Raw genomic sequence first — 13,463 nt, forward strand, 5'->3', positions numbered from 1 at the left:
GTCCGGCTGCTGCTGCGGTACTGGCTGTGGTCGCTGCTCGCGGTGATCATCGTCTGTGTCGGCGAGATCCAGCAGAACCGGTGGCCGCTGATCGTCATCGTCACCTACCTCGCCCTGCTGGGGGTGTGGGCGCGGGTCTGGCCCGTGTCGTTCGACCGGCATGTGGCACTGCCGTCATTTCGGCGGCGAACGAAGCGGTGGGTCCGCAAGAGCTGGGGACCGGTCATGGATGCCTGCGGCCTCGCCCGCCGCACCCCCGGCGAGGAAACAGTGGCGGTGCCATCACGGCGGCGGCTGCGCTGGATCGACGGTCAGCTGTCGGTCGATCTGTTGTTGTTGATCGGCCAAACCGTCGAAGATGTCGAACACGCCGCCGACCGGTTACGGACCGCTGTCGGTGCCCGCCGGGTCCGGATCATCCCCGACGACACCTACACGACCTGCAGGATCGTGTGGTCCTTCGGTGACCCCTTGGGTGAACCGTTCCTCGCCACCATCCCCGACTACGGCCACGGTGCCGATTACGGCTCGGGTGGCGAGTTGGTGGCGGTGCCGGTCGGTCGGACGGAGGACAGCACGACGTGGTGGCTGCCGCTGATCTCGACTTTGGTCGCTGGGTGCACTGGCGCGGGTAAGGCATCGGTGATGTGGAGCACGATCTTGGCGCTCGCCCCGGCGGTCCGGTCCGGGCTGGTGGAGCTGCACGGGATCGATCTCAAAGGCGGCATGGAACTCACCATGGGCCGACGCTTGTTCACCCGCACCGCCACCACACCTGTTGAGGCCGTTCAGTTGCTGGAGGATGCCGTGCAACGGCTGGAGGAGCGCACGCACGCCTTGGCTGGTCGGGTGCGGGATCACCGGCCGACGATCGCGGAGCCGCTGGTGCTGATCGTGGTCGACGAACTTGCCTCGCTGGTGGCCTATTCGGCGGATCGGGATCTGGTGAAGCGGGCGGAGGCGGCGTTGTCGCGGCTGCTGAGCGCAGGCCGGGCACCGAAGTTCCTGGTGCTCGCGTTCTTGCAGGACCCGCGCAAAGAGATAGTGAAGATGCGGCACCTGTTCCCCCAGTCGTTGGGGCTGCGGCTGCGGGACCGGGAAGAGGTCGCGATGGTCCTCGGCGACGGAGCAGTCCAGGCCGGGGCGACCTGTCACAAGATCTCCCGCGCTCTGCCCGGCACCGGCTACGTCCTCGGCGACACCGGCGACATCGTCCGGGTCCGCGCCGGATACGTCACCGACGACCTGATCACCACCACCGCCAAATCCTTCGCTGCGCCGAAACAGATCCCCATCTGCCCACCCGCCACGAGCCAGGATCCGGGCACCGGGGACAGCACGCCCGGCTCACGCAGCTCGCGCCGTCGGCGGTCGCGGCGTCCGGATGAGGAGGGCTGAGTCCGATGGGTGCGCCGGTGCGGCTGCGGGAGGTGTTGAACGACACCATGCGCGAACTCGCGATCAAGGAACGCGTCTGTGTGCGGCCGATGATGCGCCGCGTCCTCGACCGCGACACCGGCAGCGACACCGTCGTCGCGCTCCCCTGCGGAGCCACCCGCGCATCCGCCTGCCCCTCCTGCGCCCACAAAGCACGCGTGCTCCGCATGCAGCAATGCGCCGAAGGCTGGCACCGCACCGACGAACCCGACACCCACGACAACCCGGACGCTCCAGACGGTCCGGGCGACCAAGATCACCACGACAACGACGACCGAGCGGACGCCGACAGCCGACTATCTGGTCCAGATGATACGAGCCCGGTCGACGACGCCACACCTGGCCTGGTCGGGGCCGTTGCGGGCGGTCGTCGGCAACGGTCGACGCGTCGTCGGCAGGATGCGGGAAGTTTGCCGCGTGTCCCGGTCGAGGACCGCACGATCGGCACCGTCTATCGGACGCCGGAGGGTCGGGAGTTCCGGCCGTCGATGTTCCTCACCCTCACCCTGCCCTCCTACGGTCCAGTTCGTGACGGTGCCCCGACCGACCCGGCCAGCTATGACTACCAGCGGCAAGCCAGGGACACGGTGCACTTCGCGAAGCTCGTCGACCGATTCATCCAACAGCTCCGCCGGACCTGTGGGTTCAAGCTCCAATACTTCGCCACCGTCGAACCGCAAGCCCGGCTCGCGCCGCACCTACACATGGCGATCCGGGGCACCATCCCCCACCAGATCATCCGCCAAGCACTCGCAGCCGTCTATCACCAGGTGTGGTGGCCGCAACACGACCAGCCGGTCTATCTGGACGAGCTGCCGGTGTGGACCGGTGCCGGATACGCCGACCCGACCACCGGTGAACTCCTCCCCACCTGGGATGAGGCGACCGAGGATCTGGATCGGCCAGCGCATCTGCTCCGCTTCGGGACCCAGCACGATTCACGCGGGATCATCGCCCCCTCCCCCGAAGCTGACCGGACCGTCCGCTATCTGACGAAGTACCTCACCAAAGCCGTCTCCGACCCGCTCGGCGGTGACGACGCCGACGATCATCCCCGGCGGCTCGCGCACATCGCCCGGATGGAAGCCGAACTGCGGTTCCTGCCCTGCTCGCCTGGGTGTTGGAACTGGCTGCGCTACGGCGTCCAGCCCGACCACGCTGCTCGCGGGATGGAACCGGGCCGGTGCCCGAAGAAGGCGCACGATCGTGACCACCTCGGCCTCGGCGGCCGCCGCGTCCTGGTCTCCCGCAAATGGTCCGGCAAGACCCTCGCCCGGCATCGCGCCGATCGTGCCAGCGTGGTCCGCGAAGCCCTGCACGCCGCCGGATACCTCGACCCCGACATCGAATCCATGGCCGCCGACGTCACCAGCACCGACGGCCACCCCCGCTACATCTGGACCGACACCGACGTCCCCGCCGACACCTACGCCCGCGTCATCAGCGACCTGATCGTCCAACGACGCTCCTGGCGTGATCAGTACGACGCCGCGAAACAGGCTGTGGAAACCCGTTCGGCAACCGGCCCCGACCCGTGAACGCGACCGTGATCCGGCTTCCCCGGATAGCTGCCATCCCTTCGGTCACCGGGTGGCGGGTCCAGGGTGAGCAACGCGAATCACGCAGTGACACCGCAGGTGCCCTTGACGCGCCACCCGGTGACTGAACCCCATTCAAGATCAAATCCGGGGAAGCCGTTCCCCGACTGACACGAGGAGATTGTCATGAGTGCATTGTTGTCCAGTGATCTTCCGGTGCTGATGACCAGCGCGGAGGTGGCCAAGGTGTTGAAGGTCGACCGGTCGACACTGAGTCGTTGGCGCACCGCCGGGCAGGGGCCTCGGGTGACGTGGTTGTCCCCGTCGGTGCCTCGGTATCAGCGTGACGATGTCTTGTCCTGGCTGCATGATCAAGTGGCATGACCATCCGCAAGGAGCCATCCGGACGATTCCGGGCGGTGCTCAAGTCCGGCCGCACCTATGTCGCGGGGAGGACGTTCGATACCAAGCGTGAAGCGACAGCATGGCTGAACCGTGAGCGGGCGGCGCTGTCCGGAGGTGTCGATCCTCGTGCTGGTCGGGAGACGGTGGCAAAGCTGCTGCCGATCTGGCTGGAGGAGCGCAAGGACTCGGTGTCGGCCAAGACGTATGTGGCCGATCGGGCGTTGCCGCGTCTGGTGCCGACGAACCTGGCGGCACTGTCGATCGGCTCCGTCACCGACCGCGAGGTGACGCGTACTTTGATCCATCTGACCCGCCGGGGTCTGGCGGAGTCATCGGTGCGGCGATTCCGTGCGTCGTTGTCGACCTTCTTCGCCTGGGCGGTGCGGGAGCGGCTGATCCTGCTGAATCCGGTGACGCCGACACGCGTCCCGAAGGCGGCCAGCCCGAAGGTCGAGATGTATCCGTTCAATGAGGCCGAGTTGGATGCCTTCGTCGCTCGGGCGGCTGAGCGGGATCATCGCCTGGCCGAGGTGATGCTGATCGCTGGGTGGACCGGTCTGCGGTGGTCGGAGCTGCGCGCGGTCCGCGTACGGGATCTGGTTGAGGTTCCGATGCCGATGCTGGTGGTGGAGCGCGCCGAGCCCGAAGGTGTCGCGGCGAAGGCTTCGAAATCGGGCAAGGGTCGGCGAGTGCCGCTGGCCGGAAAGGTGCTGCCGCTGGTCCGGTCGATGGCTGCCGATCGTGCTCCTGATGAGCCGCTGTTCACGACCGTGACCGGGCACCGGTTGCATGCGACGGCGGTGAAGCGGACGCTGAACTGGTCATCGACGGCTGGCGGTCGACGGATTCACGATCTGCGGCACACGGCCGCCTGCTTGTGGCTGGCTCGCGGGGTCGATCCGGTGACCGTGCAGGCGTGGATGGGGCACGCGTCGATCGCGACGACGAACATCTATCTGCACCATCTGGGAACGGGTGCGGATCGAGCGGGTCTGGCACGGCTGAATGGTCCGGGGCACGCCGGGGGCACACGTGAACGACATGACGAGGTGGAGAACTGACTTCGCGGGTGTGGAAACCCCACTGTTTCCGGTGGTGGAGCTAAGGGGATTCGAACCCCTGACCTTCTCATTGCGAACGAGACGCGCTACCAACTGCGCCATAGCCCCATGCGACGCACGACTATAGCAGCCCGCCGCACCGATCGCCCACTCGCGCGGGCGGGCGTACCGCCCACCACGACCCCGCCGGGAACGCGATCGTTGCAGCGCGGAAACACCGTCGTTACGGCCGGCTCGTAGCGTCATCGCATGGTGGCTCGGGCACGGCCGGCGCAACCCACCGACGCGCCCTCGGCGCGGCCGGAGCCGGCGCCGCGCGCGGGCAACTTCGACCGCGTGGACCCGTTCATCGGCACCGACATCACCGACCTGCCCCGCCCCGACGGCCTGGCGGCGACCTGGTGGTGGCCGAAGCCGCAGGTGGGCAACACGCATCCGGGCGCGACGCACCCGCTCGGCATGGTGTCGGCGTGCGCGTACGCCGGCGGCTACCCCACCGGCTACGGCACCTTCGACCTGAACACCGAGGGCATCCCCGACCTGATCGCCGCCGAGCACCGGATCAGCGGCTTCACCCACTTCCAACAATCCGGCACCGGCGCGATCCGCAAGTACTACAACTACTTCCGCATCACTCCGATGCTGCAACCGCTCGACACCCTGGGTGAGGCCCGGCCCATCGTCGACGAGCGCGCCGCGCCCGGCTGGTACGCCGCCCGCCTCACCGACGTCGACCCCGACGACCCCGCCGCCGGCATCGACTGCGAGGTCACCGTCGGCCCGAAGTCGGCGGTGCACCGCTACACCTTCGGCGCCCACCCCGACGCGCGGATCGTGATCGACTTCTCCCACGGCGGCCTGACCATCCCGCACGGCCAGACCGTGCCGCTGCGCGCCCAGCTCGCGATCACCGGCCCGGGCGTCGCGCAGGGCGAGATCGTCGTCGAGGGCGTACCGCTCGCGATCCACCTCGAATGCGACACCCCGGGCTGGCGCCAGGCCCTCTGGTACGACAAGCGCCTGATGCAGGGCGGCACGCGCCTCGACTTCGACTACATCCGCCCCACCACGCTGCGTCCGTTCGGGCTGCTGCTGCGCGGACCGACCGAACCCGGCCAGCAGGTGGAGGTACGCCTCGGCTTCTCGCTGCGCGGCGTCGAACAGGCCCGCCGCAACCTGTACGCCGACTGCGGCCAACCCGACCCGCTGGCCGGCACGATCCCCGCCAGCTTCGCCACCCGCCGCAACCGCACCGCCGACGCCTGGCGCGATCACCTCGACCTGATCACCATCGACGCGCCGGACGAGCGTACCGAAACGATCTTCGCGACCGCGCTCTACCACTCCATGATCAAACCGTGCTTCGCGCCGTCGGAAAGCCCGTCGTGGCCGCAGGACGGCCCGTACGCCTTCGACCTCGCAACCATGTGGGACATCTGCCGCACGCAGCTCCCCCTGCTCACCACCCTGCTGCCCGAGCGCGCCGTCGAGCTCGGCAACGCGCTGCTGCACGTCTGCGAGAACGAGGGCAACCTGCCCATCGGCTACCGGATGGCCAAGGGCGCCGACCGGTTCGCCCGCCAGGGCAGCGCGCTGGCCCACCCCTTCCTCGCCGACCTGTGCCAGCTCCACCTGCCCGGCCTGGACTGGGGCTGGGCGCTGTGCTTCATGGACACCGACTTCCGCCGCGCCTGGGGCGAAGAGTTCCTCGAGCGCGGCATCACCCACCCGATCAGCCACACCCTCGACCTCGCGCACGCCTGCCACTCCACCGCCATCGTCGCCGCCCACATCGGCGACCACCCCGCCGCCGCCCGGTACGCCCGGCTCGCCACCAACTGGCGCAACGCCTTCGACCCGGCAACGGGCCTGCTGGTCGACTCCACCTTCTACGAGGGCGGCCGGTGGAACTACTCCTTCCGGCTGCTGCCCGACATGGCCGGCCGGATCGAGCTGGCCGGCGGCGACCGCGGCTACGTCGCGCTCCTCGACCGGTTCTTCGGCTACGACGCCGAGCCGGTCACCCAGCCCGGCCGGCGGCCCGGGCGTGCCGAGCTCGACCGCGGGTACGCCCTGAACCGCTTCGAGGGCCTGAACAACGAGCCCGACCTCGACGCCCCCTACGGCTACCACTACGCCGGCCGGCCCGACCGCACCGCCGAGGTGGTCCGCGCCGCCTGGCTGTACCAGTTCGGCACCGGCCCGGGAGGCCTGCCGGGCAACGACGACTCGGGCGCGCTCAGCTCCTTCTACGTCTGGGCGACGCTCGGCCTGTTCCCCGTCACCGGCCGGTCGATGTTCCTGATCAACGCCCCGAACGTGCGCCGCTCGATGCTGCGGGTCGCCGGCGGCGAGTTCGTGATCATCGCCGACGGGCTGGCACCGGGCGCCGCGTACCAATACGTCCGATCGGTACGCCTGAATGGCCAACCCTGGCAGCGAAGCTGGCTGCCCGCCGCGACGGTGCACGCGGGCGGCCTGCTGGAGATCGAGCTCGGCCCGGAACCGTCGGACTGGGGGCGCGCCGACCGCCCGCCCTCCCTGGCCGAGCCCACCCATGACGCCGAACCGGAAGGCTGGTGACGACCATGATCACTCCGCACGCGCCCACCGCCCACGACCTGCCCGAACTGACCCTGCTCGATGGTCCGGTGCGCCGCCGGATGATCATCGTCGTCCGCGCCGACCCGGTGATCTGCGGGCACTCGGTCGAGGCGCGCAACCTGGCCGAGGTCGCCCGGCTGCGCGGCTTCGACGAGGTACGCATCCTGACCTGGCCGCTGGACCGGCTCGCCGAGACCGGGCTGCCGCTGAAGCCCGCCGACGGCGTCGCGCCCTACTCCCCCGGCATCGTCGTGGAGCGGCCGGAGCCGGTCGGCGACTACAAGGTGCCCGACGGTCGCTACCTGGCCGGGCTGACCGGCCGGATCGTGGAGCTGATCGCCGACGGCACCCCGACGGTCTGCATGTCGCTCTACCTCAGTCCGCACGACCGCGCGGTCACCGATGCCCGGCGGATCGCGCTCGCCGCCGGACTACCCGCGCGGGTCACCACCATCGCCGAGGCGGTGGGCTCCGATGTCACCAACATCATCCGCTCCTGCGTCGCCGACGGCCGCTTCGGCGCCGCGCTCGACGTGCTGACCAGCTATCTCGCCAACGACCACTGCGTCGCGGTCTCCCACTACACCCGCGACCTGATCATCGACTCCGCGGCCGAGCTCGACCAGCGGATCGGCACCACCTTCGCCGCCCAGCTTGCCGAGCGGGTACGCGTGTCCTACCCGGCCATCGACGCCGGCCCCTACCTGCGGCAGAGCGGCGAATCGATCGCCGCCACGCTCGCCCGGCGCGGGGTGTCCCGCAACGGCTACCTGCTCTTCTTGTCCCGGCTCGGCCTGGCCAAGGGCGTCGACGACCTGATCGCGGGCTTCGCCCGCACCGCGGCCCGGCATGATCAACTGCTGGTGATCGCCGGTGAGGGGCCCGACAAGGCGTACTTCCGCGAGGTCGCCGCCGACTCCGGGCTCGGCCACCGGATCGTCTTCCTCGACGACGTCGACGACGCGGAGAAGCCCGCGCTGATGGCCGGCTGCTCGGCGTTCGTGCTGCCCAGCAAGCCGCGCCCGGAGTTCACCGAGACCTTCGGGATCGTGCTGGCGGAGAAGATGCTCGCGGGCGGCGGCCCGGTGATCACCACCCGCACCGGCGGGATCGGCGAGGCCGTCGGCGAGCACGCGATGATCATCGAGCCCGGCGACCCCGACTCGATCGCGGCGCGGATCGACCAGGCGCTCGCGCTCGGCGAACCGCAGCGGCGGGCGATGGCGGCGGCCGCGCGCGCCTGGGCCGAGCAGTTCGACCGCAGCCAGGTCTTCGATCTGCTCCTCGCGCCGCTCGCCGCGGCGGCCTGAGCCGCCCGCCCGACCGGCCGCGGAGCCCGCGGCATAGCCTGTCGACATGTCAGCCAGCAACGAGAACACCCCCCGCCTGGTGATCGTCGGCGGCGGCCTCGCCGGCGCGAAGGCAGCCGAGGCGGCGCGCGCCGACGGCGACACCGGCCACGTCACCCTGATCGGCCAGGAGGAGGAGCTGCCCTACGAGCGGCCCCCGCTGTCCAAGGGCTACCTGCAGGACAACGAGTCCCGCGACGACTTCACCGTGCACGACCGGCAGTGGTACGTCGACAACAACATCACCCTGCACCTGAACACCCGCGCCACCGCCATCGACACGGGCCGGCACACGGTGCACACCTCCGGCGGCGACCGCATCTCCTACGACAAGCTGATCCTCGCCACCGGATCGACGCCGCGCCGCCTCGATGTGCCGGGCGCCGACCTCGACGGGGTGCACTACCTGCGTACCGTCGACGACTCCACCAGCCTGCGGGCCGCGATCGAGGGGGCCGAGCAGGTCGCGATCATCGGCGGCGGCTGGATCGGGCTGGAGGTCGCGGCCGCTGCCCGCCAGGCCGGCAAGCCGGTCACCGTGATCGTCCGCGACGACCTGCCGCTGGCGAACGTGCTCGGCGCCCAGGTCGCCTCCGTCTTCGCCGAGCTGCACCGCGAGCACGGCGTCGACCTGCGCGTGGACAGTGAGGCCGCCGAGATCCTGGGCCGGAACGGCACGGCCAGCGGGGTACGCCTGACCGACGGCCACGAGGTCGACGCGGACCTGGTGGTGATCGGGATCGGCGCCGTGCCGAATCTCGACCTGGCCGAGGACGCCGGGATCACGATCGACAACGGCGTGCTGGTCGATGACTCGCTGCGCAGCAGCGATGCCGACATCTATGCGGTCGGCGACATCGCCAACGCGCCCTACCCCGCGCTCGACGTGCGGCTGCGCGTCGAACACTGGGCGACCGCGCTGAACCAGCCGCCCGTGGCCGTGGCAGCGGCCCTCGGGCAAGACGCCCGGTGGACCGAGCTGCCGTACTTCTTCAGCGACCAGTACGACCTCGGCATGGAATACCTCGGATACGCCACCGGCGCCGAGCTGGACCAGGTGGTGATCCGCGGCGACATCGAGAAGCGCGAGTTCATCGCCTACTGGCTGGACGCGGCGAACAAGGTACGCGCGGGGATGAACGTCAATGTCTGGGATGTCGTCGACGACGCCAAGGCATTGATCAACTCCGAGCGTGCCGTCGATCCGGCCAAGCTGGCCGATCCGGACGTGCCGTTCGACCAGACCTACGCCCGCTAGGCCCCGGTCACTCGCCGACGGCGCGGGGGCGCTCGTCGCCCTCGTCGCCGTCGCGGCGCACCTGCGTGCTGCCGGAACGCTCGATCGCCTCGGTCGGCTCGTCGGCGGTCACCGGGCGATCCTTCGCGTCGGTCGCCGCCGGCGCATTCGCCGGCGTGGCCAGATCGATCGTCCGGACGGAGCGACCGCCGGCCGGCCGCGACACATAGGTCGGCGCGGTGATCGGCAGCGGGTCCCACAACTGGCCCCCAAGATCATCGGGTACGCCGAGCGCCACCCCTTCGACCGCGGCCCCCTCGCGCAGCTTCGCCAACTGCTCGGCCGACACCTCGACGGTCTCCTCCTCATCGCCACCGAGCAGCCGCTCGCGGCGCCGGTCCAGGTCGCGGCGCAGGAAGACCACGCTGACCCGGGCCGCCGCAAAGAACGCGATCACCAGGCCGCCCGGGATCGCCAGCGCCCACCACGGCGTCACCTCGGCCACGCACAGCGCCAGCACCACCGAGACCGCGAACATCAGCACGGTCAACACATTGCGCCGGCGCCGGGCGGCGAGCTGATCGAGCTCGCGCAGCTCGCGCAGGCCCGCACGTCGGGTCAGCGGGGTCGACACCCCGGCTGCCTCCGCGCCGTCGGCGACCGGGTCATCGGCATGATCGCGGCGTACCATCCGCACCCCGGATCCCAGCGGGCGGATCGCCTGCTCGGTGTCCTCCACCTTGGTCCGCCGCAGGAACTGGGGAACGAGATAGGCCAGCCACGCGACGACGATGGCGGCGTAGATCAGTCCGGCGGTACCCACGCGGCACACGCTACGTCGCCGGCAGCCATGATCAGCTCAGGCGGCGCGGAGTGTCGCGCAGGCGGGACCGCAGGCCGTCCGGCACCTCGTCGGAGTTCAGCGCGAAGATCAGGTGATCGCGCCACTGGTCGTTGATGTGCAGGAAACCGGGGCGCAGACCCTCGGGGCGGAAGGCGAGCTTTTCCACCACGCGCAGGGATTTTCCGTTCTCGGGGCGGATCGCGATCTCGATCCTGTGCAGCCCGAGCACCTCGAAGCAGTAGTCGCACGCGAGCGCGACGGCGGTCGGCACGATGCCGCGCCCGGCCCAGCGTTCGTCCACCCAGTAGCCGATCGATGCCATCAGGGCCGAGCCCCAGGTGATGTTGTTCACCGTGAGCTGGCCCGCCAGCACCGGGTCGCGGCCGTCGTGGGCGTACCGGATGATCCAGGGCAGCGCGGCGCCCTGACGGGCGGCCGCCTGCAGCGCGCGAACCAGCTCACCGAAGCTGCCGGCGCGGCCGCCGGAGCCCGGCGGCGCGGTGGCCTCCCACGGTGTCAACCAGGCGTGATTGCGGGCGCGTACCTCGTCCCAGTCCCGCCGGTCCGCGCGGCGGATGGGGGACAACACGACGTCGCCGTGGCGCAGAGTGACGGGCCAGTGGTGCCGACGCGGAAAGGGCTCGGCGTCAGCGCTCATGGTCGCCGGCGCCGCGCAACTGACGCACCGCGTGGGGGACGACCATGCCGAGCGTCTCGAGCCCGTCGTCCACCGCTCCGCGCGAACCCGGCAGATTGATGATCATGGTACGCCCGGCCACGCCCGCCACGCCGCGGGTCAGCACGGCGGTGGCGACTCCCTTGTCGAGCCCGCGGCGGACGAACAGCTCCGGCAGCCACGGCAACTGGATGTCCAGCAGCGGCGCCGTCGCCTCGGGGGTGCGATCGGTCGGGGACAGGCCGGTCCCGCCGGTGGTCACGATCAGCGACAGCTCCGAGGCGATCGCCGCCTGCAGCGCCGCACCGACCCCCTCGCCGTCGGGCACGATCACCCCGGGATAGACGTTGAAACCCCACACCTTCAGCCTCTGGGCAATCACCGGACCGGTCTCGTCGGTGTACTCCCCGGCCGCCGCTCGGGTCGAGACGGTGATCACCATCGCCCTGCCCAGGTCCGTGACCATCAGTCCTCCCGCTTCCAGTCGCCGCTGCGACCGCCCGACTTGGCCGCCACCTCGACGCGCTCGATCCTAGCGAGTCGGTCCACGGCCTTGATCATGTCTATCAGCGCACAACAGGCCACGGACACCGCCGTCAGGGCCTCCATCTCGACTCCGGTCGGCCCATGGGTGCGCACCCGGGCGACGATCTCGGCACCATCGTCGGTCACCTCGACGGTGACGTCCGTGCCGGTGAGCGGCAGCGGGTGGCACAGCGGGATCAGCTCGGGCGTCTTCTTGGCGGCCATGATGCCGGCGATCCGGGCGACCGCCAGGGCATCGCCCTTCGGTACGCCGCCCGAACGCAGCAGCCCCACGCACTCGGCGCTCAGCCGGACGAAACCGCGCGCGGTCGCCTCCCGCGCGGTGGCCGGCTTGTCGGAGACGTCGACCATCCGCGCCTCGCCGGCGTCGTTCAGGTGGGTCAGCGTCGCGTCCCCCGCGCGCTCGACCGGCCGCTCAGCCATCGGCGAGCATCCACACCGCCACCGGCTGCCCGGCTGGCACGACCTCGGTCTCCGGGCCGAGCAGGACCAGCGCGTTCGCCCGCGCCAGGTCGCCCATCAGGTGCGATCCGTGCCCACCGACGAGTTCGACGGTACGCCGCCCGCCGGCGTCGGCGGTGACGATCCCGCGGGCGAGCTGCAGCTTGCCCTTGACCGAACGGATCGCCTTGGTCGCGAAGGCCCGCTCCGACGGGCGGACATAGGGCTCGACGCCCATCAGCTTGCGGATCACCGGGCGGACGAAGGCCTCGAAGGAGACGAAAGCGCTGACCGGATTGCCGGGCACCATGATCATCGGCACCCGGTCGTCGGGGTGCTCGCCGATCAGCCCGAAGCCCTGCGGTTTGCCCGGCTGCATCGCGACCTCGGTGAAGTCGGTCAACCCCAGCTCCGGCAGCACCGACTTGACCAGGTCGTAGTCGCCCTGGCTCACCCCGCCGGAACTGACCAGCAGGTCGGCCCGGACGAGCTGGTCGGAGATGGTCTGCTTGATCTCGTCGGGGTCGTCGCTGACCAGCCCGACGCGGTAGACCTGCGCCCCGGCGGCCTTGGCGGCGGCGGCCAGCAGATAGGAGTTCGAGTCATAGATCTGCCCGCCGCCGGTCAGCGGATTGCCCGGCTGGACCAGCTCGGATCCGGTGGAGATGACCACCACCCGCGGCCGCGGCCGGGCCAACACCTTGTCGATGCCGACGCCGGCCATCAGGCCGACATTGCGCGGCGCGACCAGGTCGCCCTCGTTCAGCAGCAGCGTGCCGGCGGTGACGTCCTCGCCGCGGCGGCGGATGTTCAGCCCGGGCTGACCCGGGGCGAAGATCCGCACGGTCTCGCTGCCCCGGTTGGTCCCCTCGTAGGGGATGACCGCCTCGGCGCCGTCCGGGACCGGCGCGCCGGTCATGATCTTGACCACCGTGCCCGCGGCGAGCGGCGGCAGGTCCCCGTCGCCGGCGGCGATCTCGCCCACCACCGGCAGGTCGACCGGGTTGTCCTCGGCCGCCTCGGCCACGTCGGCGCAGCGCACGGCGTACCCGTCCATGGCGGAATTGTCGAAACCCGGCAGATCGATGTGGGAGACGATGTCCTCGCACAGGCTGAGGCCCTGGGCCTCGATCAGGTTATGGCCGAACGGCGGCAACGGTTCGACCAACGACAGCAGATAGTCGCGATGGTCCTGCATGCTGCGCAGCCCGTTGATGGAGGGAGCGGGCGGGTCGGGCAGCCGCGGAGCCTCGGGCTCGGGCTGCTCGGCGACCTCGGTCTGCTTCTTGCGTCGGCCGAACAATGGCATGGTCCTTACGATAGGC

12 protein-coding genes and 1 tRNA gene are annotated in these 13,463 nt (G+C 70.3%); 7 read left to right on the forward strand and 6 right to left on the reverse strand.

Annotation, left to right across the window (positions count from 1 at the left end; genetic code table 11):
* Window positions 1-42: 42 nt before the first annotated feature.
* The 4 genes from ACXDC7_RS16065 to ACXDC7_RS16080 all read left to right on the forward strand — a co-directional run bounded on the left by ACXDC7_RS16065 (window position 43) and on the right by ACXDC7_RS16080 (window position 4,441).
* The gene (locus ACXDC7_RS16065; RefSeq protein ID WP_459222735.1) at window positions 43-1,398 is read left to right on the forward strand and encodes an FtsK/SpoIIIE domain-containing protein; all 1,356 of its coding nucleotides are present in this window, start codon (window positions 43-45) and stop codon (window positions 1,396-1,398) included.
* 5 nt (window positions 1,399-1,403) lie between these two features.
* Window positions 1,404-2,975: a replication initiator gene (locus ACXDC7_RS16070; protein ID WP_133753119.1), complete on the forward strand. Its 1,572-nt coding sequence runs from the start codon at window positions 1,404-1,406 to the stop codon at window positions 2,973-2,975.
* 186 nt (window positions 2,976-3,161) lie between these two features.
* Entirely contained in the window at window positions 3,162-3,359 is a 198-nt protein-coding gene (locus tag ACXDC7_RS16075) for a helix-turn-helix transcriptional regulator (protein ID WP_133753118.1), read from the forward strand.
* Window positions 3,356-4,441 carry a tyrosine-type recombinase/integrase gene (locus ACXDC7_RS16080; protein ID WP_133753117.1) on the forward strand — a complete coding sequence of 362 codons (1,086 nt, stop codon included), beginning with the start codon at window positions 3,356-3,358 and terminating at the stop codon, window positions 4,439-4,441. Before ACXDC7_RS16075 ends, ACXDC7_RS16080 begins: the two co-directional genes overlap by 4 nt.
* A gap of 32 nt (window positions 4,442-4,473) precedes the next feature.
* On the opposite strand, the gene ACXDC7_RS16085 is transcribed toward ACXDC7_RS16080, so the two are convergent.
* Window positions 4,474-4,549, reverse strand: a tRNA-Ala gene (locus ACXDC7_RS16085).
* A 141-nt stretch (window positions 4,550-4,690) separates the two neighbouring features.
* Here ACXDC7_RS16085 and ACXDC7_RS16090 point away from each other — a divergent pair.
* Genes ACXDC7_RS16090 through ACXDC7_RS16100 form a run of 3 tightly spaced genes read left to right on the forward strand, consistent with a single transcriptional unit; the run spans window position 4,691 to window position 9,652 of the window.
* The gene (locus ACXDC7_RS16090) at window positions 4,691-7,024 is read left to right on the forward strand and encodes a glycoside hydrolase domain-containing protein (RefSeq protein WP_459222736.1); all 2,334 of its coding nucleotides are present in this window, start codon (window positions 4,691-4,693) and stop codon (window positions 7,022-7,024) included.
* A gap of 5 nt (window positions 7,025-7,029) precedes the next feature.
* Window positions 7,030-8,355, forward strand: a complete 1,326-nt coding sequence (locus ACXDC7_RS16095; RefSeq protein ID WP_459222737.1) for a glycosyltransferase — start codon at window positions 7,030-7,032, stop codon at window positions 8,353-8,355.
* Between the two features lie 46 nt (window positions 8,356-8,401).
* The gene (locus ACXDC7_RS16100; protein WP_459222738.1) at window positions 8,402-9,652 is read left to right on the forward strand and encodes an NAD(P)/FAD-dependent oxidoreductase; all 1,251 of its coding nucleotides are present in this window, start codon (window positions 8,402-8,404) and stop codon (window positions 9,650-9,652) included.
* A 7-nt stretch (window positions 9,653-9,659) separates the two neighbouring features.
* Here the strand turns inward: ACXDC7_RS16100 and ACXDC7_RS16105 are convergent, their stop codons facing one another.
* The 5 genes from ACXDC7_RS16105 to glp are packed head-to-tail and all read right to left on the reverse strand — an operon-like array spanning window position 9,660 to window position 13,447.
* Complete coding sequence (locus ACXDC7_RS16105; RefSeq protein ID WP_459222739.1) at window positions 9,660-10,454, reverse strand: hypothetical protein; 795 nt, start codon at window positions 10,452-10,454, stop codon at window positions 9,660-9,662.
* Between the two features lie 31 nt (window positions 10,455-10,485).
* Window positions 10,486-11,133 carry a GNAT family N-acetyltransferase gene (locus ACXDC7_RS16110; RefSeq protein WP_459222740.1) on the reverse strand — a complete coding sequence of 216 codons (648 nt, stop codon included), beginning with the start codon at window positions 11,131-11,133 and terminating at the stop codon, window positions 10,486-10,488.
* Window positions 11,123-11,617, reverse strand: coding sequence for a MogA/MoaB family molybdenum cofactor biosynthesis protein (locus tag ACXDC7_RS16115; RefSeq protein ID WP_179445488.1), 495 nt, complete (start codon window positions 11,615-11,617; stop codon window positions 11,123-11,125). The genes ACXDC7_RS16110 and ACXDC7_RS16115 overlap by 11 nt, the downstream gene beginning before the upstream one ends.
* Complete coding sequence (moaC, locus tag ACXDC7_RS16120) at window positions 11,617-12,120, reverse strand: cyclic pyranopterin monophosphate synthase MoaC (RefSeq protein WP_459222741.1); 504 nt, start codon at window positions 12,118-12,120, stop codon at window positions 11,617-11,619. The genes ACXDC7_RS16115 and moaC overlap by 1 nt, the downstream gene beginning before the upstream one ends.
* Window positions 12,113-13,447: a molybdotransferase-like divisome protein Glp gene (gene glp / locus ACXDC7_RS16125; protein ID WP_459222742.1), complete on the reverse strand. Its 1,335-nt coding sequence runs from the start codon at window positions 13,445-13,447 to the stop codon at window positions 12,113-12,115. Before glp ends, moaC begins: the two co-directional genes overlap by 8 nt.
* Window positions 13,448-13,463 lie beyond the last annotated feature (16 nt).

It is taken from the genome of Naumannella huperziae (genome assembly GCF_054073625.1).